Below are 23,845 nucleotides of genomic sequence, written 5' to 3' on the forward strand. Positions count from 1 at the left end.
TTCACCCCCCGGTGCATCGTGGTCGACGGTGGTGGGACCGGCGCGGTCGGCGGATCAGGGACCGACCGCGCCGGGGGTCAGGAGCCGATCGCGGTCTGCGTCAGCGTGAAGGCGAGCGCGCCGACGTTGACGGTGCCGTTCTGCCCGGTGGTCGCGGACGACGGCAGCTCGATCGTGAACAGGACCTTGACGGCCGAGGTCGCGGTCGAAGGTGACACGACGAAGGTGTTGGCGTTCGACGTGGACTGCACGACCGACGTGCTCGCCGAGGTCACCGACAGGGTCTTCGTCGTCGCCGCGACCAGGGCCGCGTCGCCGGTGATGCTCTGGGTGGCGTAGGTCAGGTTCGCCTTGAGGTCCTGGCCGGTCGCCCCGATGTTGAGGGTCTGCGTGAACTGGTACTTGTTGCCCGGCACCATCAGCACGCTGGCCGGGTTGATCGTGGCGGAGCGGCCGTTCGTGACGTCCGTCCAGACGCCGTCGTTGGCGGCGCTCAGCGTCAGGGTGCCGGAGCTGACCGCGGTCGCGGCGGTGGAGGCGTTGGCGTTCCACAGGGCGAACGTGCCAGCGCCGCCCAGGAGCAGTGCGACGCCGGCAGCGCCGGCGATGGTTCCGGTGATGATCTTGTGCAAGGAGTGTCCGTTTCCGCGCAGGGGAGCGCGCTTCGAGCCAGCGGCACGATGGTTCGGGTCGAGGTGCCGGTGGGACGGTGTCTGTCGAGCCCGTGGAACGACGGGTCGCGGCTGACCGGTGCCGGGGAGGACCGCCGGGCTCCGGAGCAGGGGGCGCTCGGGCGGGCTGGGTCGCTCCTGAGATCGACGGTACAGGTCCCCCAAACGGCCGACAACACGATCCATGCTTTTTCATGGACCCAAAACAGGGGTCATTTTCGTCCCCGAGAGTGCGGACACGATCTGTACCCCGGTCTGGTGGCCGCGCTCCAGGAATGGGCGCACGGTGCGACCGGTTGCAGGCCACGGAACGAGGAGGACCCAGATGGGCATCGTGCGCTGGTTGTTCGACGCGCAGATCGTCATCGGTGACCAGACGGTGCTCTGGCGCGAGGTGATCGGCAACGTCTTCGGCCTGCTCAGCGCGCTCGGTGGCATGCGTCGCCGGATCTGGGCCTGGCCCGTCGGCATCGTCGGCAACGTCCTGCTCTTCACGGTCTTCATGGGTGCGCTCTTCGACACCCCGAACCCGGTGAACCTGCTCGGCCAGGCCGGCCGTCAGGTGGTGTTCGTGGTCGTCAGCGTCTACGGCTGGTACCGGTGGACGCATCGTCCTGCCGAGGCGACCACCGTGATCGACCCGCACTGGGCCTCCTGGCGGGCCCGCGCGTTGCTGGTTGTCGCGCTGGTGGGCGGCACCGCCCTGCTGACGCCGCTGTTCCGGGCCCTCGGGTCCTACGAGCCGGTGTGGAGCGACGCGTGGATCTTCGTCGGTTCGCTGCTGGCGACGTACGGCATGGCGAAGGGATGGGTCGAGTTCTGGCTCGTCTGGGTCGCGGTCGACCTGGTCGGCGTCCCGCTGCTGTTCTCGGCCGGCTACTACGCCTCTGGACTGATGTACGTGGTCTACGGCGTCTTCACGCTGACCGGGTTCTTCGTCTGGATGCAGCAGCGGACGAAGCCCTCGGCCGCGCCGGTGACGGTCGGCTGACCCCACAGGCTGCACCGGAGCAGGATGGGCTGATGAGCGATGGCGCGTTCGTCACCGGGTGGCGGGTGTACCGCGCCCGTCGGTCCGAGTTCCTCGACCCCGTGCGGGTCCGACGTCGTACGGTCGTGAGCGGGATCGTCGCAACGGTCGCGGGCGCGGCCGTCGTGGTCACGCAGCTGCTGTGGGACTGGACCGGGGTGTCCGAGCCGGCGGCCGTCGGCGCCGCGGTGGCGTTCGCGGCGGCGATCGGGTGCCTCGTCGCCACGTTCCTCCGAACCAGCCGGAAGCTGCAGGCGCAGCCGTTCTCGCCACTCCCCGGGGGATGGCGCCGCGACGAGCGGATCGGCGCGCAGTTCACCGCCCGGCCGCCCGCGCTCGACCCCGAGGACCGTGACGCCGTGCTCGACCGCGCGGACCGCAGCGTCGAGCCGGCGATCGCGAGCATCGATCGTCTGCGGTGGATCCCGACGGGCTGGTTCGCCGCCTGCATCGGCGTGATCGCCGTCGAGTTCGCCTCGACCGACGGGCTGGTCCCCGTGCTGGTGCCGGTGGTGTTCGGCCTGCTGCAGGGTGGCACCGCGGCCGCGGCGATCACCTGGCTGGGCCGCGCCGAGCTCACCCGCCGGCGGGTCGCCATGACGCCGGCGGTGGAACCGACGCCACCGCTGCCCGGACGGAACACCGAGCCGCGCGGGTCGAAGGTCGTCCTGCCCGACCAGTGAGTGGTGACCCCCCGGTCTGGGACGCGACAAACCGAGCGGCATGCGGTGAGATCACAGAGTGGACACCCTCACTGACGACACGATCGTCGAAGAACAGACGATCGCGGAGCGCCTGACCCGGGCCGCCATCCGCGCCTACCGCATGTACGCCTTCACGGACGTCGATGCCGCCGTGGTCGCCGAGGTCGCGGGCGTGCCGGTCGACGTGGTCACCCGGGCGTTCCCGTCGTGGGACGCGCTGCTGCTGGTGACGTACGACTACTGGACCCAGTTGCGGGGCTCGACCCGCCGTCGGAAGCCCACCTGCGCCATCGAGCACGTCCGGATGACCCTGGCTGAGGACATCGCCGACCCCGGTCTGGTGCGGGTGCTGGCCGGCGTGATCAACATCGCCGGTGCCGAGACGAGCTTCGCCGAGCTGTTCCGCAAGCGCTACGAGGACTACGCGACCCAGCTCGCCACCGCCCTGCGCCGCGACTTCGATGCCGGCGTCGAGACGTCGGTGATCGCGCCCGAGCGGGCGGCCACCCAGCTGCTTGCCCTGTACGAGGGCTTCCAGATCCAGCTGCTCGTCCGCCCCGGCATCGACGTGCTCGCCGAGTGGGACGAAGCCGTCCGTGGTCTTCGTGCGGCCTGGCGCCGTCCGCGGTCCGTCCAGGCCTGGGACCTCGACGCCGTCCCGACCTCGCCGATCCTGCCCGTCTGACCCGGCTGACAGCATGCCCGGTCTGGCAACCACTTGCCAAACTGGAAAGTAGTTGCGATGATGGAGTCTCCGAGAGGGGACACCATGGACGACACCGCCACCAGCAGCATCGGTCCGACCGAGGCACGAGCGCTGCTCGAGCACGCCGACCGCACCAGTCGTCGCGCGCACGACGCCGTGCGCTGGCCGTACGTCGGCTTCATCACCGCACTCGGCGTGTCGACGGCGCTCGGCACGCTCGCGATGGGACTCACCACGGGGACCGCCTTCGCGGCCGTCTACGTCGGCACACTCGCTACTGTGTTCGCCCTGATGCTGTGCTTCCTCATCGCGATCCGGGGACGATCCGCCTTTGCACGCAGCCGCCGCTGGACCGTCTACATGGCGAGCTGGACGGTGACCTACTGTGCGGCGATCGCGGTCGTGGCCTGGGTGCACGGATCGGTCCTGTGGTCCGGCATCACGTCGGGGCTGGTCCTGGTCGTCGCGCTGGCCTGCGCCGCGTGGGAGTCGCGGTCGTGACCGTGTCGCAGGGGACCCACCCGCGGCACCGGCTCGACGACGTGTTGCAGAACGCCGTGCGGTTCTCGGTCATGGCGGCGCTCGACCGAGCGGGCACCCTCGGCTTCCGCGAGGTCCGCGATGCCGTCGAGATCACCGACTCGGCGCTCAGCAAGCAGGTCACGACGCTCGAGGCCGCCGGGTACGTCGCCGTCGGCAAGGCCTTCGTGGGCAAGACACCGCGCACGTCGCTGACCCTGACACGCACAGGGCGCGCCGCCTGGCGCGCGCACCTGGACGCGCTCCGTCTGATCGCGGGGGGCGACGCGGCGCTCTGAGCGCGCGCCGAGACGGACTGGAGGCCCGGTGCCTGCCTGCACCGAGCCTCCGTTCCGTCATCTGGTCGCGGTGCTACGCGCGCAACCAGACCGTCCCCACACCCGTCAGGGCGCCGTCTGCCACCGGCGCCGAGGCGAGCAGGAGCTCACCCGCCGGCAGGTCGTAGGGCACGTCGGTGAAGACCGTCACGCTCGTCCACCCGTTCGGACGGCGGAAGGCCAGCACGTCGTCGCGGCCGGTCTCGAGCCACTCCAGGTGTTCCTCGGACTGCAGCTGACCGCGCAGACCGAGCGCCTTGCGGTACAGGTTCAGTGTGGAGCCGGGGTCGGTGTCCTCGGCCTCGACACTGCAGTCACCGAACCACGCCGGCTGCGGCAGGTGCGCGCCGCCGGTGCCGAAGCCGAAGCTCGGACCGGACCGGGTCCAGGGGAGCGGGACGCGGCAGCCGTCGCGGCCGACGTCGACGCCCGGGTTCCGGAAGAACGCCGGGTCCTGGCGTTCAGCGTCCGGGATGTCCCCGACCTCCTGCAGCCCGAGCTCCTCGCCCTGGTACAGGTACGCCGACCCGGGCAGGGCGAGCTCGAGCATGGTGGCCGCGCGGGCACGGCGCAGGCCGAGCTGCTGGTCGAGCACGTCCTGCGACCCACCGGCCAGCAGCCAGGCGCCGCCCTGCTTCTCGTCGCCCGTGCGGGGCGGCAGGGCGTACCGGGTGGCGTGCCGGACGACGTCGTGGTTGGAGAACACCCACGTCGTCGACGAGCCGGACTGCTCGGCGAGCCCGAGGTTGAACTCGATGATGCTGCGGAACGCGCCGGCGTCGAAGTCGGCTTCGAGCAGGTCGAAGTTGAACGCCTGCCCGAGCCCCTCGGCGCTGGCGTAGCGGGCGCGGCGGTCGGCGGCGACCCACGCCTCGGCGACCGCGGTGCGGGCCGGGGTGTACTCGTCGAACACCTGGCGCCACTCCGCGTAGATCTCGTGCACGTCGTCGCGGTCCCACAGCGGGTGCGACCCGTCCTTCGGCATCGCGGACAGCTCGGCCCAGGTCGGCAGCACGTCGCCGAGGTCCTTCGACAGCCCGTGCGCGACGTCGATGCGGAAACCATCGACCCCGCGGTCGGACCAGAACCGCAGCGTGTGCAGGAAGTCGTCGCGGACCTCGCGGTTGGCCCAGTTCAGGTCCGGCTGCTCCGTCGCGAAGCTGTGCAGGTACCACTGGCCGTCGCCGACGGCGGTCCAGGCCGGACCACCGAAGATCGAGACCCAGTCCGCGGGTGCCTGCTCACCGTGCTCCCCGGTGCCGTCACGGAAGACGTAGCGGTCGCGCTCGGGGGAGCCCGCCGGGCTGGCGAGCGCCTGACGGAACCAGGCGTGCCGATCGCTCGTGTGGTTCGGCACGATGTCGACGATCACCCGGATGCCGGCAGCGTGCAGCGCCGACACCATGGCGTCGAAGTCGTCCAGCGTGCCGAGCCTCGGGTCGACGTCACGGTAGTCGTCGACGTCGTAGCCGCCGTCGGCCAGTGCGGACGGGTAGAACGGGCTGAGCCAGACGGCCTCGATGCCGAGGGACGCCAGGTACAACACCCGCTCGGTGATCCCGGGCAGGTCGCCGATGCCGTCGCCGTTCGCGTCCGCGAAGGAACGGGGGTAGATCTGGTAGACGCTGGCCTGGCGCCACCAGGTCTCGTCGGAGCGGGTGGTGGTGTGGGCCGGCAGGGTGTCGGTCATGGCGTTCCTTCCGTGGTGCGGGGCGTCGGGCTGTCGGGCCGACTCGTCACTTGATGGCGCCCTGGGTCACCCCGGACATCACCCAGCGCTGCGTGAGCACGTAGACGATGATCGACGGGGCCATGGCCATCAGGTACGAGGCGAACGACACGTTGTAGTTGTTGCTGAACTGGCTCTGGAAGATCTGCTGCAACACCGGCAGGGTCTGGAGCGCCGGGTTCGCCGTGATCAGCGCCGGCATCATGTAGTCGTTCCACGACGCCAGGAAGGCGAAGATGCCGACCGTGGCGCTCATCGGCGCGAGCAGCGGGAACAGCAGCCGCCAGAAGACCTGGCCGACACTCGCACCGTCGATGCGGGCGCTCTCCTCGAGCTCACCCGGGATCGACCGCAGGAACGCCGTGAACAGCAACACGCTGAACGACAGCTGGAACATGACGTGCAGGATCGCGACGCCGAGCGGGTTGTCGAGCCCGACCATGCCCGTCAGCTTCACCTGCGACAGCGCGAGCACCGGGAACGGCAGGAACATCGCCGCCAGCAGGTAGAAGAACGACCAGCGGAACAGCCGGTGCTGCCAGTTGTGCGAGATCGCGTACGCGGCGAACGAGGCGAGCAGGATCGTGCCCGACACCGAGATCGCGGCGACGAACACCGACACCCCGAACGCACGGGGGAAGTCGGTCAGTTTCCATGCCTGCACGAACCCGTCGACGCTGAACGGAGCCGGCAGCGAGAATGCGTTGCCGTCGAGCGCCTGACCGGTCGTCTTGAACGCCATCACGACGGTGACGTACAGCGGGACCAGCACGGTCAGCGTGCAGACCGCCAGGATGATCGTCAGCGGCCAGTTCCAGCCGCCGTTCTTCGACCGCCGACCACGCGTGCCGTCGGCGTCGACGGACCGCATGCTGCCGGTCTGGGTGGTGCCGGGCTGCAGGGGTGCTTGGAGCGTCATGAGAACAGGGCCTTCCCGCGGCTGAGCCGCAGCTGCACGAGCGCGAGGACGACGGTGATGACGAAGAAGATCGTCGCGTTCGCCATCTGGTAGGAGTAGTCACCGCTGTTGAAGCCGTTGAAGATCGACATCGCGACGCTCGTCGTCGAGGTCCCCGGTCCGCCGGCCGTCAGACCGACGATGATGTCGTACGCGTTCAGGAAGTTCTTGAACCCGAGGATCAGGTTGATCACGATGTAGCCCGCGGTGAGCGGCATCGTGATCGAGATCAGCTGCCGCCACGACGAGGCTCCGTCGATGGCTGCGGCCTCGTACACCTCACCGGGGATCGCGAGGACGCCCGCGATGTAGATGAGGAGCGTGCCGGGGATGGCCTGCCACGTGGTGACGATGACGATCGCGACCCACGCCAGGTCGGGGTTCGCCAGGATGCTCGTCTCCAGCGGCGCGAACCCGAGCGACGTCGCCAGGGCCGGCACACTGTTCGAGAACAGGAACGAGAACACGTAGGCGATGACGATGCCCGAGATCACCATCGGCAGCACGAAGACCGCACGCAGGGCGACCTTCGCGCGGATCCGGCTGGTCAGCGCGATCGCCAGCAGCAGCGCCAGGGCGTTGACCACGAGCACGGTGACGAGCGAGAAGCCCATCGTGAACAGGTAGGCGTTGAGGATCGCGGGGTCCGAGAAGATCGCCAGGTAGTTCGTCAGCCCGGTGAACCCGAACTCGCCGAACCCGACCGAGTCCGTGAAGCTCAGGACGATGCCCATCACGGCGGGCACGGTGATCGCCAGCGTGAAGACCACGAGCGTCGGCAGCAGGAAGGCCAGGAACACCGGCTGGATGCGGTGCGAGTGGGGTCGACGGGCGCGTGTGGCTGGTGCGCTCGCCGTGGGGAGGCCGTCCGGGGTGGAGTCCGGGCTGCCGGGGCGGGGTTCGTTCCGGCGGTTGCCGCCGGATGACGTCGTGGCGATGGCCATGGTGATCGTCTCCTCGGTCCGCAGACCGGGTCAGGCCTTCCGACGCGCGACGCGCGCCCAGTCGGCATCGAGTGTGCGGAGCTGCGGAGCGGGGGCGCCGCCGAGCGCGATCGTCTGCGCGTAGTTGGCGACCGGGATCTCGGCGGGGACGAGCTGCGACGTGCCGAGGTAGAACGCGGCGTCGTCGTAGTACTGCTGCATGCCCTTGAGGGTCGGGTTGGCGACCGGTGGCGAGTCCTTGCGGGTCCCGAAGCCGTTGTTGTCGGCGTTGTACTTGTCCGCCACCTCGGACGACATCAGGAACTTCAGGAACTCGCGCGCGGCGTCCTGCTTCTTCGACGCCTTGGGGATCCAGAGCGCCAGGTCGACGTTGACCCGCACCTTCAGGTCGTTCGGGTCGTCGGTCACCGGCAGCGGGAAGGTACCGAGGTCCATGTCGGGGGACGTCTTGGCGATCTCGATGAGCGCCCACGGCCCCTGCAGGTACATGGCCGACTCACCCTTGGCGAACGCCAGGTTGCCGTCGCCGTACGCGCGGCTGGCGGCGTTCTTGTTCGACCACTTGGCGATCTGCTCGACGCGGCCCATCGGTGCCTCGAAGTCCTTCGAGAACGAGACGGGTGACGACGGGCCGACGCTGGTGCCCTCCTTCTCGAGGGCTGCGAAGGTCGACTTCACGTCGAGCATGCCGCCGATCGAGTAGTCGAACATGCCCTGGGCGATGGTCCAGGTGTCCTTGTAGGTGTTGTAGAACGGCGTGACGTCCGCCGCGAGCAGCTTCTCGCACACGGCGGTCAGCTCGCTCCAGGTCGTCGGGATCTCGATGCCCTGCTCGGCGAAGATCTTCTTGTTGTAGATCACCGATGCGGCGGTCACCGAGTAGGGCAGCGCGTTCCGCTCACCCGGGTACGACGCCGTCTGCTCCATGAGCGTCCAGAGGTCCGGGTTGATCGCCTTGGCCTCGTCCATGTCGGACAGGTCGGTCAGCGCGCCGTGCTCGACGAACGAGACCATCGCGTAGTTGTAGTTCAGGCACCCGAGGTCCGGCGGCGAGCTCCGCACGAAGTCCGCCGGCAGCGACGACGTCGAGTCGCGGACGACCCGGATCTTCGACTGGCTCTTGTGGAACTTCGCGATGACGTCGTCGAAGTACCCGATGACCTCGGGCTTCGACACGTAGAACGTGATCGTCTCGGTGCCGCCCGAGGACGAGGACATCGGCGCGCATCCGGCGAGCGCGAAACCGCTGGCGATGCCACCGGCTCCGAGCAGGAAGGAGCGTCGACTGAACCCGGCAGGCTTCCGTGTCGTGGCGTGTGCTTGCACGTCGTCTCCGTTCGACCGGGCCCGGCGTCCTTGCCGTCCTGGTTCCGCGTCCGGCTCCGATGCCGTCCGCATGACTAAATGTAGCGAGAAAATCTAATAGCGCAAGGAATGCGTGGCGCGATATCCTCGCGACATGCCCGGCACCCGCGTCACCGCCCGTGGGTCGAGCACCGAGACGGTGCTCGACCACGCCTTCGCCGCGCGCGCCTTCACGGCGACCGACGCCATGCACGCCACCGGGCTCACGCGCTCGACCGTCCTGGCCGCCTGCGACGAACTCGTCCGGCTCGGCTGGATCCGCGAACTCCGCGACGCACGCGCCGTCGGGCAGTACCGCATCGGGCGTCCGGCGAAGCGCTACGGGCTCGACGAGCGCGCGGGCGTGGTCGTCGGTGTCGACGCCGGGCAGCACCGCGTCACCGTGTTCGTCGCGGACCTGCGCGGAAGCGTCCTGGCCCGCGCCGAAGGGACCCCGGGCGCGGACGACCTCGACGTGGACGTCCGCCTGGGGACCGTGTCCGACACCATCGCCCGAGCACTGTCATCGGCCGGCGTCGCCGCCGAACGGGTCCTCGTCACCACGATCGGCGTCCCCGCACCGGTCGCCGCCGACGGCACCTCGTTGCCTGGCGACGGCGGCTACTGGGCCGCGATGAACCCGGGGTTCGACGGCGTCACCGGCCACGGACTCGTCGTCGTCGAGAACGACGCCAACCTCGCCGCGGTCGCCGAGCGCGACCTGCGTGGCGATGCGTCGTTCGCCGCGCTGCTGGCGGGCGAGCGTCTCGGCACCGGTCTGGTCGTCGACGGCCGCCTGCTGCGCGGCTCGCACGGCGGGGCCGGCGAGATGCGTGTGCTCAGCATGGTCACGGGCGTCGGGTCGGCCGACGGCCTGGGTCGCGCGGCGAAGGACCTGGTGGACGCCGCCGGACAACAGGACCGGATCGCCCCCGGCACGCCGCTCGCGGCTGCCGTGCGCGCCGGCCGGACCGACGCTGCGGCCGTGTTCGCCGCCGCACGCAGCGGTGACCCCGTGGCGCTCGACGTCGTGGAGCAGCTCGGCGACCGGCTGGCGCGGGTGTGCGTCGTGCTCGCGAGCCTGCTCGACATCGACCGCGTGGTCGTCGCCGGTGCCATCGCACAGCCGGCCGGAGCCGTGATCGACCACGCGCAGACACTGCTGCACGAGTGGAGCCTGGACCCCGTGCCGGAGATCGTCGCCTCGACGCTCGGCGCGGACGTCGTCGTGCACGGTGCCATCGCCCTGGCGCTGGACGTCGTGCAGGACGACCCGCTGTCGCTCGCACTGCCCGCGGCTCGTGCGTCGTCGCACCGGCAGCCCGTCGTCGACGCGGTCCAGCAGCCCGTGCCCGTCGAGACGCCCGCTGCGGTCTAGGAACGCCCCCGGCGCCAGGACAGCACCTGACGGACGGTGACCTTCGAGCCGTACTGCGCGACCGAGTGGCGGAACAGGTACTGCGCGAACCACAGCAGCACGACGGCCACGGCGAACACCTCGACGATGCAGATCACGGACTCGAGCGGTGACAGCGCCCCGACCGCGTTCCGGACCATCGCGGTGATCGGGGTGAACGTGGGGAAGTACGTGAAGAACGCGGCCACCGGGCTGCTCGGGCTGGTCATCACGAAGAACGCCGCGTAGACCGGGATGATCAGCGCGAAGATCGCCGCCGACTGCAGGGTCGAGGCGTCCTTGATCGTCGGCACCGCCGCGCCGACGGCCACGAACAGGGCCGAGGCGAGCAGCACTCCACCGATCAGCAGCAGTGCGCCGACCACCATCCGCCACGGGTCGACCACGACGTGTCCGATGCGCCCGGCCAGCAGTGGGACGACGACCACGAGCGACAGCAGCCCGGGCACCAGGAACACCCCGATCTGCACGAGCCCGACCAGCAGCATCGCGACGACCTTGCCGCGGATCAGGTCACCAGCGGTCACCGTGGTCAGGATCATCTCGGAGATCCGGTTCTCCTTCTCCTCGACCACGACGGTCACCATGCGGGCCGCGAGCAGGAGCACCAGCCCGAAGAACGCGGCGACGTACACCAGCGGCGGGATGATCGACAGCCACCCCGGGGCCACCCGGCCGTCGGCGTAGGCGGTCACGTCGGCGGTCGGTGGTGATCGCAGGATGCTCACCGACTCCGGGTCGTCGACGTCGGCGGCGACGCTCTGCTCGAGCACGCGCTCTGCCAGCGACGAGTAGCCGCCGTTGCCGAACAGGCCGCGGTCCTTCGCGGTCACCTGGATCGCGCTGCTCGACGGGGTCTTCGGGAAGACGATCAGGGCGTCGAGGCGTCCGGCGACGACGTCCGCCCGGTCGCCGGACTCGTCCGTCGACGGTGTCCCGCCCCACCGCGCCGCGACGGACTCCGACACCAGGCCGGAGCGGTCGACGTAGTGGAACGGGGTCTTCGTCGCGGACGAGCTCGACACGACCGAGTCGGCCCCGGCGCTCTGTCCCACGCCGACCAACAGGGACACGACGACGATGACGAGCGGCAGCGCGAGGGTGCCGATCCAGAACGCGGGCTTCTTGACCGCGCGGACGAACTCGAACCGGATCACGGTGCCCAGGCGGCTCATCGGGCGCCCCCGGATGCGGGGACCGGCGCGGCCTCGTCGGCGCCGGCGTCGTGGCCGTACACCTGCACGAAGATCTCGTCGAGCGGGATCCGGCGCATCTCGAAGCCCGTGACGTGCACGCCGTCGGCGACGAGCGACGCCAGGATGTCGGAGCCGTCCGCCGCAGCGGTGCTCGAGGGCACCAGGTACGCGACGTGTCCCTCGTGTCGGGCGAGCTCGTAGAGCGGGGAGCGTGGGACGGCACCGTCGAGAGCGACCTTGGCCACCGCGCCGCCGAAGCGGTCCTGCACGTCCGGGATGGTGCCGTACGCGGCAGCGGTGCCGTCCTTGAGCAGCAGGATCCGGTCGCACAACCGCTCGACCTCGTCCATGTGGTGCGTGACCAGGACGACCGTCGCACCGTCGGCCTTGCGCTCGTCGACCAGGTCGAGCAGCAGTCGACGGTTGACCGGGTCGAGGCCCTTCGTCGGTTCGTCGAGGATCAGCAGCCGCGGGCGGTCCATGATCGTGATGCCGAGCTGCACCTTCTGCTGCTGTCCGCCCGACAGCTTGTCGACGCGGAGCTTCGCCTTGTCGCCCAGACCGACGCGGGCCAGGTAGTCCATCGACCAGGCCGTCGCGGCCGACCGGGGCATGCCGCGCAGCGCCGCGAAGTACGTCATCACGTCGATCACCGACTCCTTCCGGTACAGCCCGCGCTCTTCGGGCAGGTACCCGATGCCGCCGGTGGCCGGGCGGTAGGGACGTCCGTCGATCGTCAGGGAGCCGGCCGTGGGCGAGGTGATGCCGAGCAGTGCACGGATCGTCGTCGTCTTGCCCGACCCGTTGCTGCCGAGCAGTCCGAAGGTCTCCCCGGGGGCGACGTCGAACGACAACCCGTCCACGACGGTGCGGTCCCCGAACCGCATCACGAAGTCCTGCACGTCGATGCTCGCCCCGGCCATGGAGCCCCCTTCTCGTCGCGCCGAACATACCGGGTGCGCTTGTGCCCCGGCCTCCCAGCAGCGCTGCACCCTCGACGGGCACGATGGCGGAGATCGAGGGAGTCTCATGGACCGTTTCCGCAGGTTGCCGCTGCCCGTGCTGCTGCCCGTCATGTTCCTGGTCGCCGGAGGGGCGTACTTCGTCATCGGCCTCGCCACCACTGGCGGGCGAGAGGGGTTCGTCGGACGACTCGTGAGCGCGGTGTTCTACGCCGCTGGTCTGACCGCAGTCCTCGGCGTGTTGATCGCCCGGCTGCGTCGTCGCGCCGGTGGTGCCGCCGAGCTCAGCAGGATCCAGCGCTCGGTGAAGACCGGGTCGGTGCCGCCGGATGCCGACCCCACGAACTGGGTGCCGTCGCTCGAACGCCTGCAGCGGCAGTCCCGCAGGAACCGGTGGCTCGGTCCGCTCGTGTTCGGCTCGGCAACGGTGCTCGCCGTCTGGCTTGCCGTCACGAGCGGGCCCGTGTGGTGGTTGTTCGTGGTCGCGTTCGTCGGCTTCTTCGCCTGGACGACGTTCGAGACCCGACGAGCCCTCCGAACCCTTCCTGTGATGCTCGCGGATCTGCGCGGCCGGCCCCTGTCGCCGACGGCCCCGGACGCCGTGCCGCGAACGACACCCGGTGCTCGGTGGAGCCTGCCAGAGCAGACGATGACCGCGGACCCGTCCTCGGCCACCGGCACGACCACCGGTTCCGAAGCGGACACCGCCGAGCGCCGCTGACCGATCCGGTTCACGAACAGCGGTGTTCGTCGACCGGATCGGCCACGGCCACGGCCACGGCCCCGGACGAGGACCGCCGCGCCGCGGCCGGGGACCGGGAACCGGAGCACCGGGAGCCGGAGCACCGGCCGGGTACCCGGCCTAGGGACGCGGGATCGGGGCGAGGCGCGCGAGCTGGGTGACGTGGCCGGGCTCGAGTTCGTCGAGGGACGCGACCCCGAGCAGCCGCATCGTGCGCTCGATCTGCTCGGACAGGATCTGGATCATCCGGTCGACCCCGGCTTCGCCGCCCGCCATCAGCCCGTACAGGTACGCCCGCCCGACCATGGTGAACTTCGCTCCGAGGGCGACCGCGGCGACGATGTCGGCGCCGGACATGATGCCCGTGTCCAGGTGGACCTCGGTGTCCGCGCCCACCTCCTTGACCACCGACGGCAGCAGGTGGAACGGGACGGGCGCGCGGTCGAGCTGCCGTCCGCCGTGGTTCGACAGGGTGATGCCGTCGACGCCCATGTCGGTCAGGCGCTTGGCGTCGGCCAGGGACTGCACGCCCTTGACGACGACCTTGCCCTTCCACTGGGACCGGATCCAGGCCAGGTCCTCGTACGTGACCGTCGGGTCGAACATGTGGTCGAGGAGCTCGCCGACGGTGCCGGACCAGCGGTCGAGCGAGGCGAACGCCAGGGGCTCGGTGGTCAGGAAGTCGAACCACCACCACGGGCGGGGGATCGCGTTCACGATGGTCTTCACGCCCAGCTGGGGCGGGATCGAGAACCCGTTGCGCTTGTCGCGGAGACGGGCTCCGGCGACGGGGACGTCGACCGTGACCAGCAGCGTGTCGAAGCCGGCGGCCTCGGCGCGGGAGACCAGTGCCATCGACTTCTCGCGGTCCTTCCACATGTACAGCTGGAACCAGTTGCGGCCGTGGGGGTTGGCGTCGCGGACGTCCTCGATCGCGGTGGTGCCCATCGTGGACAGCGAGAACGGGATGCCCGCGCGGCCGGCCGCCCGGGCCCCGGCACGCTCGCCCTCGGTCTGCATCATCCGCGTGAACCCGGTCGGCGCGATGCCGAACGGGTACGCCACGTGCGCTCCGAGCACCTGGCGCGAGGTGTCGACGGTCGACACGTCACGCAGGATCGCCGGCGTGAACTCGATGTCCTCGAACGCCTGGCGTGCGCGGGCCAGCGAGATCTCGGCCTCGGCAGCACCCTCGGTGTAGTCGAACGCGGCCCGGGGTGTGCGCCGGGCCGCGATGTCCCGCAGGTCCCAGATCGTCAGCGCGGACTCGAGTCGACGGCGCCGGGCGTTCAGGTCCGGCTTCTTGAACTGCATGAGCGGCGCCAGGTCGTGCACCGTCGGCAGCTGCCGCTTCATGGGGGTCCGCCGGGTCGACGGTGTCCCCGGGGTCGCTGCCGGGGCCCCGGTGGCGGGGTCCACGCGGCGTTGGTCGTCGGTCGAGGTCATACAGACATCCTACGTCTCGGGGTGGATCGGTGGGCGGTTCGTGTCGTGGTCGGGGTGTAGCGGACCGGCTCGACCGTGCGCGCGACCACGGCGCGGAGCGCTTCGAGCGAGGCACCGCCGAGTCCGGCCAACCCGGCTGCCCGCGCCTGCACCAGGATGTTGCCGAGCGCAGTGGCCTCGACGGGACCGGCGAGCACGGGCAGTCCGGTCCGGTCCGCCGTCAGCTGGCAGAGCAACCGGTTCTGCGACCCTCCGCCGACGATGTGCACCTGTCGGATGTCCTTGCCCGTGACGCTCGAGATCGTCGACACGGTGTCGGCGTAGGCAGCGGCAAGCGACTCGAGGATCGACCGCACGAACTCCGCCGGTGTCGCGGGCGCACTCAGGCCGTGCGCGTCGCACCAGGCGGCGATGCGGGTCGGCATGTCCCCGGGGGGCGTGAAGGAGTCGTCGGACACGTCGAACACCGGCACCGGGGCCGTGACGGCCGCGGCGGAGGCGAGCAGGGCCTCCAGGTCGACGCGGTCGCCGTCGCGCTCCCAGGTGCGGACGCTCTCGGAGAGCAGCCACAGTCCGGACACGTTCTTCAGGAACCGGACGCGGCCGTCGACGCCGCCCTCGTTCGTGCAGTTCGCCAGCCGTGCCGCGTCGGTGAGCACCGGCGCGTCGAGCTCGACACCGACGAGCGACCACGTGCCGGACGAGATGTAGGCGAAGTCCGGCTCGGTCGCCGGCACGGCGACCACGGCACTCGCCGTGTCGTGGGAGCCGACCAGGGTCACCGGCGCCGACGTCTCGAGCAGGCCGGGGAGCAGGGGGCCGAGCTGGTCGCCCGGGTCACGCAGCGCCGGCAGCAGACCGGACGGGAGGCCCGCCGCAGCCCGCAGCGTCGGGTCCCATCCACGCGTGGTCGCGTGCAACAGCCCCGTGGTCGACGCGTTGGTGCGCTCGGCAGCCTGGACTCCGGTCAGCCAGTACCCGAGCAGGTCGGGGACCAGCAGTGCGCGGTCGGCCAGGGGGAGCAGCGGGTCGGCAGCGAACTGGAACAGCGTGTTGAACGGCAGGTGCTGCAGGCCGTTGCGGGCGTACAGCGCGGCGGCGTCGATCGCGGCGTGCACGGGTGCGACCCCCTGCTGGTGCCGCTCGTCGCGGTAGTGGTACGGCAGGCCCAGCAGCCGTCCCTCGCGCAGCAGCCCGTAGTCGACGGCCCACGAGTCGATGCCGATGCTGGCGACGTCGTGGTGCTGGCCGAACGCCGTGCGCAGGCCGTCGACCACCTGTCGGTACAGCTCGACGACGTCCCAGTGCAGGGCTTGACGGTCGTGCTCGTGCAGGGCCACGGGGCCGTTCGGGAACCGTGCGACGTGGTCCGTCCGCACGCCGTCGCTGTCGACGTGCCCGACGATGACCCGGCCGCTCGTGGCACCGAGGTCGACCGCTGCCACGCTGCCGCTGGTCGTCACGGCGACTACCGCAGGAACGCGGCCGCGACGCCCGCGTCGACCGGCACGTGCAACCCGGTGGTGTGGGAGAAGTCCGACGTGCAGATCGCGTACACGGCGTTGGCGACGTTCTCGGGCACGACCTCGCGCTTCAGGATCGTGCGCTGGGCGTAGAACGCGCCGAGGTCCTGTTCGTCGATGCCGTAGGTCTTCGCGCGGTTCGCACCCCACCCGGACGCGAAGATGCCCGAGCCGCGCACGACACCGTCGGGGTTGATGCCGTTGACCCGGATGCCGTGTTCGCCGAGCTCGGCCGCCAGCAGTCGCACCTGGTGGGCCTGGTCGGCCTTGGTGGCGGAGTAGGCGATGTTGTTCGGGCCCGCGAAGACGGAGTTCTTGCTCGAGATGTACACGATGTCGCCGCCCAGGCCCTGCTCGATGAGGACCTTCGCGGCGGCCTTCGACACCAGGAACGAGCCCTTCGCCATGACGTCGTGCTGCAGGTCCCAGTCCTGCTCGGTGGTCTCGAGCAGGCTCTTGGAGAGTGAGAGCCCGGCGTTGTTGACGACCAGGTCGAGCCCGCCGAAGTGCAGCAGGGTCTCTTGGACCGCCCGGGCGATGTCGTCGGCGCTCGTGACGTTCGCCGCGACGCCGATCGCCTGGTCCGGACCGCCGATCTCGGCCGCCGCGTCCTGCGCCTTCTGCAGGTCGAGGTCCGCGATGACGACCGCCGCACCCTCGGCTGCCAGGCGCTTTGCGATCGCCTTGCCGATGCCGCTCGCAGCGCCCGTCACCAGCGCGATGCGCGTGGCGAGCTGCTTCGGGGCGGGCATCCGCTGGAGCTTGGCCTCTTCGAGCGCCCAGTACTCGATGCGGAACTTCTCGGCCTCGTCGATCGGGGCGTAGGTGCTCAGCGACTCGGCGCCGCGCATGACGTTGACCGCGTTGCCGTAGAACTCGCCGGCGACGCGGGCGGTCTGGGCGTCCTTGCCGTACGAGAACATGCCGACGCCGGGGACCAGCACGACGAGCGGGTCGGCGCCGCGGATCGCGGGGGACTCCGGCGTCGCGTGGCGCTCGTAGTACGCCTGGTAGTCCTCGCGGTACTGCTGGTGGAGCTCGTGCAGCCGGGCGATCTGGTCCTCGACGGAGGCCGTCGTCGGCAGGTCGAGCAGCAGGGGCTTCACCTTCGTGCGCAGGAAGTGGTCCGGGCAGCTCGTGCCGAGGGCCGCCAGCTGGGGCGCCTTCTCGCTCGCCAGGAAGTCGAGCACGACGTCGCTGTCCGTGAAGTGCCCGACGACGGGCTTGTCGTGGCCGGCGATGCCGCGGATCGTCGGTGCCAGGGCCGCCGCCCGTGCACGTCGTTGGTCGGTCGGCAGAGCACCGAAGCCGGCGCGCGGGGGACCGAACGGCTGGTCCGTGCCGTGCTGGGCGATGTACGCCTCGGCGGTGTCGATGATCCAGCGCGAGTTCGCCTCGGCCTGCTCGCCGGTGTCACCCCATGCGGTGATGCCGTGGCCGCCCAGGATGGTGCCGATCGCCTCGGGGTGCTGCTGCTGGATGGCGGCGATGTCGAGCCCCAGCTGGAACCCCGGCCGGCGCCAGGGGACCCACACGACCTTCGCGCCGAAGATGCGTTCCGTCAGCGCCGGTCCGTCCGCTGCCGTCGCGATCGCGATGCCGGCGTCCGGGTGCAGGTGGTCGACGTGTGCGGCACCGACCAGGGCGTGCATCGCGGTGTCGATGCTCGGAGCAGCCCCACCGCGACCGAACAGGCAGTGGTCGAACGCGGCGACCATGTCGTCCTCGTGCTCGACCCCCGCGTACACGCCACGGAGCGCTCGGACCCGGTCGAGTCGCAGCACCGCCAGGCCCGCCGGGGTCAGCGTGCCGAGGTCGCCCCCGGAGCCCTTCACCCACAGCAGCTCCACCGGTTCGCCGGTGACCGGGTCGGTGTCGGTACCCTTCGCCGAGGTGTTGCCGCCGGCGTAGTTCGTGATCCGCGGATCCGAGCCGAGCGCGTTCGAGCGCGCGATGAGCGCACTGACGGTGGCGTCTGCTGACGTGGGCTGCGGTGCGGGGTCCACCCGGGCCTCCTGGCTGGTGTCGGTCATGGTGCTGTGCGTTCCTTCGTCGTTCCGTGCGCCGGTCAGGCGCCCCAGCCGGCCTGCACGCCGCCGACACGGTCCTCGGCGATCTGCCGCTGGTACCCGGACTCCTGGTACGCGCGCATCGGGTTCGCGGGGAGCCCGCGGGACTCGCGCCAGGCGGCGAGGTCCGCGCGGACGTCGGTCTGGTACGCGTCCATGAAGACCTCGTTGGCGCCGAGGACGTCGTGCGATTCCTGTGCAGCGGTCAGGGCGACGCGGTCGAGCAGCAGTGCGCGGGCGGTCATCTCCTGCACGTTGAGCACGGAGCGGATCTGCCCGGGGATCTTGTCCTCGATATTGTGGCACTGGTCGAGCATGAACGCGACGTCGGGGTTGTCGTAGCCGCCGCCGCGGATCACCTCGACCAGGATCCGGAACAGCTGGAACGGGTCGGCCGCGCCCACGATCAGGTCGTCGTCGGCGTAGAAGCGCGAGTTGAAGTCGAACGAGCCGAGCTTGCCGAGGCGCAGCAGCTGCATGACGATGAACTCGATGTTCGTGCCGGGGGCGTGGTGGCCGGTGTCCAGGCAGACCATCGCCTTGTCGCCCAGGGCCGCCGTCTGCACGTAGCTGGTGCCCCAGTCCGGGACGTCGGTGTGGTAGAACGACGGTTCGAAGAACTTGTACTCCAGCACCAGACGCTGCTGGGGGCCTAGGCGGTCGTAGATCGTGCTGAGGGAGTCGTGCAGGCGGTCCTGACGGCTGCGCATGTCCTCTTGCCCGGGGTAGTTCGAGCCCTCGGCCAGCCAGATCTTCAGGTCGCGGCTGCCCGTGGCGTCCATCACGTCGATGCAGCGCAGGTGGTGGTCGATGGCCTTCTGCCGGATCGTCTCGTCCACGTGGGTCAGCGCGCCGAACTTGTAGTCGTCGTCCTGGAACGTGTTCGAGTTGACCGTGCCGAGCTGCACGCCGTGCTCTTCGGCGTGGCGTCTGAGGTCGGCGAAGTCGTCCACCAGGTCCCACGGGATGTGCAGCGCCACGGTCGGGGCGAGCCCGGTGTACCGGTGCACCTGCGCGGCGTCGGCGATCTTCTCGTAGGGGTCGCGCGGGGTGCCGGGCGTGCTGAAGACCTTGAAGCGGGTGCCGGAGTTGCCGAAGGCCCAGCTCGGCAGCTCGATCCGTTGCGCGGCCAACTGCTCGGCGATGCCGGCGAAGCTCGGGGTTGATGTCATCGTGTCACTTCCTCGTGATTGAATCGTTTCATACGGTAGTCCGTGGTGGACCTGCTTGCAAGCGGGCGTGTCGTCCGGCGGCACCTCTCGGCGTTGCACCTCCGTGCGGACATCGCACCCCGGTGCACCGGGGCGCGATGTCCGTGGGTGGGTGCGATCCGGCCTGGAACGCCGACGGCGTCCCACGCCGACGGCGTCCCCGGCCGCGTCCGCCGGCCCGGCGGCCGCGGCGCCCCGCGGCGCCCCGCGCTACCCCGCGGGGACCGCAGCCGGCGCGCGCACCTCGTGCGAGCCTCCGGTCAGGTGCTGCTCGTCCAGGCCGGGCAGCCGCACCACGGCGGTCACGCCGTCGGGCACGGTCGTCTGCACGACGAGTTCGCCGTCGACGAGCTCCCACCGGACCGCGATCCGCCCGTGCACGCTGTCCAGCGAGGTGGACGCCCACGTCAGCCCACCACCGGGCTGCGGCGCGATGAGCACCGACTCGTACCCGGGCGTCAGCGGCGCGAGGCCGCCCACCACACGGTGCATCCAGTCCGCCACCGCACCGAGTGCGTAGTGGTTGAACGAGGTCATCTCGCCGGGGTTGATGGTGCCGTCGGGCAGCATCGAGTCCCAGCGCTCCCAGACCGTCGTCGCGCCCATGGTCACCGGGTACAGCCACGAGGGGCACTCGGTCTGCAGCAGCAGCTGGTACGCGTCGTCGAGGTGCCCGGTCTGCGTGAGCGCATCGGTGATGAAGGGCGTGCCCGCGAAGCCGGTCGAGATCCGGTACCCGGATGCCGCCGCCAGCTCCGCCAGGCGGTCGCCGGCCCGGCGCTCGTCGTCCTCGGACAGGATCCCGAACACGATCGCCAGGGCGTAGACGGTGGTGCAGTCGGAGCGGATCCGGCCGTCCGTCACGTAGTGCTGCCGGAACGCGGCCTGGAGGCCCGTGGCCAGCTCGTCGGCCTCGCTCGCCTCGGCCGGGTGGCCGGTCAGACGAGCCGCCTCGGCCACCAGGGTCGCGCTGCGGTACGCGCACGCCGTCGCGACGACGCCCGGGTCGGCCTTGGCCTTGGCGGCGTCCTCGGGCGGGGCGTCCGGGTCGAGCCAGTCGCCGAACTGGAACACCGTGTCCCACAGTCCCTCGGGGGACAGGTGATCGCGGATCCGACGCAGGTGCGCGACCATCGAGTCGAGCTGTTCCTCGAGCACCGCGGTGTCGCCGTACGCCTGGTACAGCGTCCACGGCACCCAGACCCCGGCGTCCGACCAGATCGCGGTGGCGTCGGGGGTGCCGAAGTCCTCGGCGGGGGAGTACTTCAGCACGTCCGGCACCACGAAGGGGATGATCCCGTGGTTGTGCTGCTGCTCGAGGGACAGGTCGCGCAGCCAGTCGCCCAGGAACGCCCGCGTGTCGAACAGGTACGACGCGGTCGGGGCGAACGCGGCGATGTCGCCCGTCCACCCCAGGCGTTCGTCGCGCTGCGGGCAGTCGGTCGGCACGCTGAGGAAGTTGCCCTGCATGCCCCGCACGACGTTGTCGTGGAACGTGTTGAGCAGGTCGTGGCTGGACTCGAACGTGCCCGTCCGGGTCAGGTCGCTGCCGACCTGCACCGCGGTCAGTGCCGTCCGCAGTTCGTCGAGCGTGCCGGGCCAGCCGTCGACCGACGCGTACCGGAACCCGTGGAACGTGAAGCGCGGCTCGAAGGTGTCCGCTCCGCCGCTCAGGGTGAAGCGGTCCGTGGCCTTCGCGGTGCGCAGCGGGCGGGTGCCGAGCTCGTCGTGCTCGAGCACCTCGGCGTGCGTGATCGTCAGGACCGTGCCCGCTGGGCCGGATGCGACCACCCGGAGCCACCCGACCAGGTTCACGCCGAAGTCGACCAGGGTGGTGCCGGACGGGCTCGTCCAGACGTCCACCGGAGTGATCTCGGCGAGCGGTCGGACGGGCGGCACGGTGTCGGCGACCAGCGCACGCTCGCCGATGTCGACGGTGTGCACGGCGCTGGTGCGGCCCTGGTGCCCGTCGACGCTCGGCAGCGTGACCGGCCCGGGCTGCAGGAACGACCCGTCGCGCAGACGGGCGTCGATGTCCTGCCCGTCGTACAGCTGGTCGGCGGTGATGGCGCTCGACAGTGCCTGCCAGTCGGTGTCGGTGCCGACGACCTGCTGGTGGCCGTCCGCGAACGTGATGCGGAGCTCGGCGAACCCGGCACGCTCGTCCGTGTACCAGCCGCCACCGCCGCCCCAGGCCAGACGTCCGGCTGCCCAGCCCCGTCCGATCACGAGCGCCAGGACGGCTGCGTCGCCGGGAGCCGTGCTGCCGAGGTGGGACAGGACGTCGTGCGAGGCGACGCGGATGCGCCACTCGTAGCTCGTCCACCCCGGTTCGAGCAGGTGGTCCGAGACGCGTTGCGCGCCGAGCCAGGCCTCGATGACGCCGAGCGCGCTGACGTCGAGCGTCGCCCGGGTGACGGCGCCGTGGCCGTCGTCGAGGGTGAACTCGCGGCGCAGGATCGGTGCGGAGTCGCGGTCGGTGTCGTCGTCCGCCGCGATGAACGATGCGGTCCAGGTGGTCATGTGTGGTTGCCTTTCAGCCCTTGACGGCGCCGCTGGTCATGCCGGCGACGATCTGGCGTTGGAAGAAGATGTACAGCACGAGCGGCGGGATCGTGATGAGCAGCACGTCGGTGAACAGCAGGTTGAGCTGGCTGACCGACTGGCTCTGGAACGCGTACAGCGTCTGCTGCACGGTGGCGTTCTCGGACCCCGGCAGGAAGTACAGCGGGTTGGCGAAGTCGTTGAACACCGCGACCGACTGCACCAGCACGACCGTGATGATGACCGGCTTGAGCAGCGGCAGGACGACCCCGAAGAACAGCCGGATCGGGCCGGCGCCGTCCAGGACCGCGGCCTCGTCGAGCTCCTTCGGGATGGTCGCGACGAACGCGCGGAACAGCAGGATGCAGAACGACAGCCCGAAGGTGGCCTCGATCAGGATCATGCCGCCCATCGTCTTGAACAGGTTGAGTCCCTGCAGCACCCAGATCGTCGGGACGATCGCGGGCGGCACGATCAGGCCGGCCAGGACGAAGAAGTTGATGACCCCGTTCCACCGTCCCGGTCGTCGCTGCAGCACGTACCCGACCATCGCCGAGAACACGACCATGATCACGACGCTGCCGACGGTCAGCACGGCGCTGTTCAGGAACGCCCGGACGATGCCGGACTCGCCGCTCTGGAACACCGCCTGCAGGTTCTGCCACAGCTGCCACTGCGTCGGCAGCGTGAAGCCGAGCTGGTTCGCCTCGGCCGGGGACTTCGCCGCCTGCAGCAGGACGAACACGAAGGGGACCAGGAACACCACGAAGCTGACGACGATGGCGATGATGCCGATGACCCACTTGCGGGTCGTGTCGGGGCGTCGCCGGCGCGGGGTGGCCGTCCGACGCGGGGTGCTGACGGCGGTCACAGTTCCGGCTCCTTCCGGTTCAGCAGCCACGACACCGGGACCATGATCGCCGTCACGACGACGAACAGGACCACGTTGCCGGCGGTCGACAGGCCGTAGAAGCCCGCCTGGTACTGCTTGTAGATGACACTCGCGATGACGTCGCTCGTGAACCCCGGTCCGCCGCCGGTCATCGCCCAGATCAGGTCGAACGACCGCAGGCCGCCGATGAGCGACAGGATGATGACGGTGCCCATCGCGGGGCGGGACAGCGGCAGCGTGATGTTCCGGAAGATCGTCCACGCGCTGGCGCCGTCGACCCGGGCCGCTTCGAAGTACTCCTGCGGGATGGCGACGATGCCGGCGATGAAGATGAGCGTCGCGATGCCGACGCCCTTCCAGATGTCGACCGCGGCGACGCTCCAGAGTGCCAGGGCGGGGTCGGTCAACCAGCCCGGGGTGGGCAGGCCGACCGATCCCAGCAGGCCGTTCACGATCCCGTGGAAGGGGTCGAGCAGCGCCTTGAACGTGATGCCGATGCCGATCGTCGACACGAGCACCGGGAAGAACACGACCGCGCGCAGGTACCCGCGGCCGAGCACCGGGGACGTGAGGAGCAGGGCGAGGGCGAGTCCGAGGACCACCTTCGCCGCGCTCGTCACGAACCCGTACTCGAACGTGTGGATGAACCCCGAGACGAGTTGCGGGTCCTGGAAGAACCGGGCGAAGTTGTCGAAGCCGATGAAGGTCTGGTCGAACAGCGTCCAGCGTGTGAGCGAGAAGTAGAACCCGGCGAAGGTCGGGACCGCGAAGAACACGACGTACAGCGCGATCGCGGGGATGAAGAACCACGCGGGGTAGAACGAACGCATCTTCCCGCGAGCCGGACCCGGCCCGGACTTCGTCGTCTGCGGCGGGGCCACCGCCGTCGTGAGCGTCGCG

General features: G+C 70.3%; 21 protein-coding genes. 7 read left to right on the plus strand and 14 right to left on the minus strand.

Features of this window, described 5'->3' with window-relative positions:
* Positions 1-77: 77 nt before the first annotated feature.
* Entirely contained in the window at positions 78-632 is a 555-nt protein-coding gene (locus MT346_RS10755; RefSeq protein ID WP_243563065.1) for an alternate-type signal peptide domain-containing protein, read from the minus strand.
* A gap of 364 nt (positions 633-996) precedes the next feature.
* On the opposite strand from MT346_RS10755, the gene pnuC reads away from it, so the two are divergent.
* From pnuC to MT346_RS10780, 5 genes are all read left to right on the plus strand, one after another.
* Positions 997-1,662 (plus strand): nicotinamide riboside transporter PnuC, encoded by a 666-nt coding sequence (gene pnuC / locus MT346_RS10760; RefSeq protein ID WP_243563066.1) that lies wholly within the window; start codon positions 997-999, stop codon positions 1,660-1,662.
* 32 nt (positions 1,663-1,694) lie between these two features.
* Positions 1,695-2,384, plus strand: coding sequence for a hypothetical protein (locus MT346_RS10765; RefSeq protein ID WP_243563067.1), 690 nt, complete (start codon positions 1,695-1,697; stop codon positions 2,382-2,384).
* A gap of 58 nt (positions 2,385-2,442) precedes the next feature.
* On the plus strand, positions 2,443-3,090 hold the full coding sequence (locus tag MT346_RS18420; protein WP_243563068.1) for a TetR family transcriptional regulator C-terminal domain-containing protein: 648 nt from the start codon (positions 2,443-2,445) through the stop codon (positions 3,088-3,090).
* Positions 3,091-3,174: 84 nt separating this feature from the next.
* Complete coding sequence (locus MT346_RS10775) at positions 3,175-3,612, plus strand: chemotaxis protein CheY (protein WP_243563069.1); 438 nt, start codon at positions 3,175-3,177, stop codon at positions 3,610-3,612.
* Positions 3,609-3,929, plus strand: a complete 321-nt coding sequence (locus tag MT346_RS10780) for a transcriptional regulator (RefSeq protein WP_243563070.1) — start codon at positions 3,609-3,611, stop codon at positions 3,927-3,929. The genes MT346_RS10775 and MT346_RS10780 overlap by 4 nt, the downstream gene beginning before the upstream one ends.
* Before the next feature lie 73 nt (positions 3,930-4,002).
* Here the strand turns inward: MT346_RS10780 and MT346_RS10785 are convergent, their stop codons facing one another.
* Genes MT346_RS10785 through MT346_RS10800 form a run of 4 tightly spaced genes read right to left on the minus strand, consistent with a single transcriptional unit; the run spans position 4,003 to position 8,925 of the window.
* Entirely contained in the window at positions 4,003-5,658 is a 1,656-nt protein-coding gene (locus tag MT346_RS10785) for a glycoside hydrolase family 13 protein (RefSeq protein WP_243563071.1), read from the minus strand.
* Between the two features lie 46 nt (positions 5,659-5,704).
* Positions 5,705-6,568, minus strand: coding sequence for a carbohydrate ABC transporter permease (locus tag MT346_RS10790; RefSeq protein ID WP_243563188.1), 864 nt, complete (start codon positions 6,566-6,568; stop codon positions 5,705-5,707).
* A 44-nt stretch (positions 6,569-6,612) separates the two neighbouring features.
* On the minus strand, positions 6,613-7,599 hold the full coding sequence (locus MT346_RS10795) for a carbohydrate ABC transporter permease (RefSeq protein WP_243563072.1): 987 nt from the start codon (positions 7,597-7,599) through the stop codon (positions 6,613-6,615).
* Positions 7,600-7,629: 30 nt separating this feature from the next.
* Entirely contained in the window at positions 7,630-8,925 is a 1,296-nt protein-coding gene (locus tag MT346_RS10800; RefSeq protein ID WP_243563073.1) for an extracellular solute-binding protein, read from the minus strand.
* A 133-nt stretch (positions 8,926-9,058) separates the two neighbouring features.
* On the opposite strand from MT346_RS10800, the gene MT346_RS10805 reads away from it, so the two are divergent.
* Positions 9,059-10,321: an ROK family protein gene (locus MT346_RS10805; RefSeq protein ID WP_243563074.1), complete on the plus strand. Its 1,263-nt coding sequence runs from the start codon at positions 9,059-9,061 to the stop codon at positions 10,319-10,321.
* On the opposite strand, the gene MT346_RS10810 is transcribed toward MT346_RS10805, so the two are convergent.
* A complete protein-coding gene (locus MT346_RS10810) occupies positions 10,318-11,535 on the minus strand; it encodes an ABC transporter permease (protein ID WP_243563075.1) in 1,218 nt (405 codons plus the stop codon). The two genes, MT346_RS10805 and MT346_RS10810, sit on opposite strands and share 4 nt — an antisense overlap.
* A complete protein-coding gene (locus tag MT346_RS10815; protein ID WP_243563076.1) occupies positions 11,532-12,479 on the minus strand; it encodes an ABC transporter ATP-binding protein in 948 nt (315 codons plus the stop codon). The genes MT346_RS10810 and MT346_RS10815 overlap by 4 nt, the downstream gene beginning before the upstream one ends.
* Before the next feature lie 106 nt (positions 12,480-12,585).
* Here MT346_RS10815 and MT346_RS10820 point away from each other — a divergent pair, with 106 nt between their 5' ends.
* Positions 12,586-13,239: a hypothetical protein gene (locus tag MT346_RS10820; protein WP_243563077.1), complete on the plus strand. Its 654-nt coding sequence runs from the start codon at positions 12,586-12,588 to the stop codon at positions 13,237-13,239.
* 141 nt (positions 13,240-13,380) lie between these two features.
* Here the strand turns inward: MT346_RS10820 and MT346_RS10825 are convergent, their stop codons facing one another.
* The 7 genes from MT346_RS10825 to MT346_RS10855 all read right to left on the minus strand — a co-directional run bounded on the left by MT346_RS10825 (position 13,381) and on the right by MT346_RS10855 (position 23,775).
* Complete coding sequence (locus tag MT346_RS10825; RefSeq protein WP_243563189.1) at positions 13,381-14,616, minus strand: alpha-hydroxy acid oxidase; 1,236 nt, start codon at positions 14,614-14,616, stop codon at positions 13,381-13,383.
* An 86-nt stretch (positions 14,617-14,702) separates the two neighbouring features.
* Positions 14,703-16,169 carry a rhamnulokinase family protein gene (locus MT346_RS10830; protein ID WP_243563078.1) on the minus strand — a complete coding sequence of 489 codons (1,467 nt, stop codon included), beginning with the start codon at positions 16,167-16,169 and terminating at the stop codon, positions 14,703-14,705.
* A gap of 5 nt (positions 16,170-16,174) precedes the next feature.
* Positions 16,175-18,262 (minus strand): bifunctional aldolase/short-chain dehydrogenase, encoded by a 2,088-nt coding sequence (locus MT346_RS10835; RefSeq protein WP_243563079.1) that lies wholly within the window; start codon positions 18,260-18,262, stop codon positions 16,175-16,177.
* Positions 18,263-18,297: 35 nt separating this feature from the next.
* Positions 18,298-19,470: an L-rhamnose isomerase gene (rhaI, locus tag MT346_RS10840; RefSeq protein ID WP_243563080.1), complete on the minus strand. Its 1,173-nt coding sequence runs from the start codon at positions 19,468-19,470 to the stop codon at positions 18,298-18,300.
* Positions 19,471-19,719: 249 nt separating this feature from the next.
* The gene (locus tag MT346_RS10845; protein WP_243563081.1) at positions 19,720-22,032 is read right to left on the minus strand and encodes a family 78 glycoside hydrolase catalytic domain; all 2,313 of its coding nucleotides are present in this window, start codon (positions 22,030-22,032) and stop codon (positions 19,720-19,722) included.
* Between the two features lie 13 nt (positions 22,033-22,045).
* Positions 22,046-22,849, minus strand: coding sequence for a carbohydrate ABC transporter permease (locus MT346_RS10850; protein ID WP_243563190.1), 804 nt, complete (start codon positions 22,847-22,849; stop codon positions 22,046-22,048).
* A gap of 71 nt (positions 22,850-22,920) precedes the next feature.
* Positions 22,921-23,775: a carbohydrate ABC transporter permease gene (locus MT346_RS10855; RefSeq protein ID WP_243563191.1), complete on the minus strand. Its 855-nt coding sequence runs from the start codon at positions 23,773-23,775 to the stop codon at positions 22,921-22,923.
* Positions 23,776-23,845 lie beyond the last annotated feature (70 nt).

Origin of the sequence: Curtobacterium sp. VKM Ac-2922, assembly GCF_022815645.1 — a bacterium.
Classification (GTDB): Bacteria; Actinomycetota; Actinomycetes; order Actinomycetales; family Microbacteriaceae; genus Curtobacterium.

What these genes read in the sequence shown, in the direction of transcription:
- MT346_RS10835 (WP_243563079.1), bottom strand. Translation starts at nt 18,262, where the DNA reads ATGACCGACACCAGCCAGGAGGCCCGGGTGGACCCCGCACCGCAGCCC.
- pnuC (WP_243563066.1), top strand. Translation starts at nt 997, where the DNA reads ATGGGCATCGTGCGCTGGTTGTTCGACGCGCAGATCGTCATCGGTGAC.
- MT346_RS10805 (WP_243563074.1), top strand. Translation starts at nt 9,059, where the DNA reads ATGCCCGGCACCCGCGTCACCGCCCGTGGGTCGAGCACCGAGACGGTG.
- MT346_RS10785 (WP_243563071.1), bottom strand. Translation starts at nt 5,658, where the DNA reads ATGACCGACACCCTGCCGGCCCACACCACCACCCGCTCCGACGAGACC.
- MT346_RS10795 (WP_243563072.1), bottom strand. Translation starts at nt 7,599, where the DNA reads ATGGCCATCGCCACGACGTCATCCGGCGGCAACCGCCGGAACGAACCC.
- MT346_RS10845 (WP_243563081.1), bottom strand. Translation starts at nt 22,032, where the DNA reads ATGACCACCTGGACCGCATCGTTCATCGCGGCGGACGACGACACCGAC.
- rhaI (WP_243563080.1), bottom strand. Translation starts at nt 19,470, where the DNA reads ATGACATCAACCCCGAGCTTCGCCGGCATCGCCGAGCAGTTGGCCGCG.
- MT346_RS10775 (WP_243563069.1), top strand. Translation starts at nt 3,175, where the DNA reads ATGGACGACACCGCCACCAGCAGCATCGGTCCGACCGAGGCACGAGCG.
- MT346_RS10815 (WP_243563076.1), bottom strand. Translation starts at nt 12,479, where the DNA reads ATGGCCGGGGCGAGCATCGACGTGCAGGACTTCGTGATGCGGTTCGGG.
- MT346_RS10790 (WP_243563188.1), bottom strand. Translation starts at nt 6,568, where the DNA reads ATGCGGTCCGTCGACGCCGACGGCACGCGTGGTCGGCGGTCGAAGAAC.
- MT346_RS10825 (WP_243563189.1), bottom strand. Translation starts at nt 14,616, where the DNA reads ATGAAGCGGCAGCTGCCGACGGTGCACGACCTGGCGCCGCTCATGCAG.
- MT346_RS10820 (WP_243563077.1), top strand. Translation starts at nt 12,586, where the DNA reads ATGGACCGTTTCCGCAGGTTGCCGCTGCCCGTGCTGCTGCCCGTCATG.
- MT346_RS10855 (WP_243563191.1), bottom strand. Translation starts at nt 23,775, where the DNA reads ATGCGTTCGTTCTACCCCGCGTGGTTCTTCATCCCCGCGATCGCGCTG.
- MT346_RS10765 (WP_243563067.1), top strand. Translation starts at nt 1,695, where the DNA reads ATGAGCGATGGCGCGTTCGTCACCGGGTGGCGGGTGTACCGCGCCCGT.
- MT346_RS10810 (WP_243563075.1), bottom strand. Translation starts at nt 11,535, where the DNA reads ATGAGCCGCCTGGGCACCGTGATCCGGTTCGAGTTCGTCCGCGCGGTC.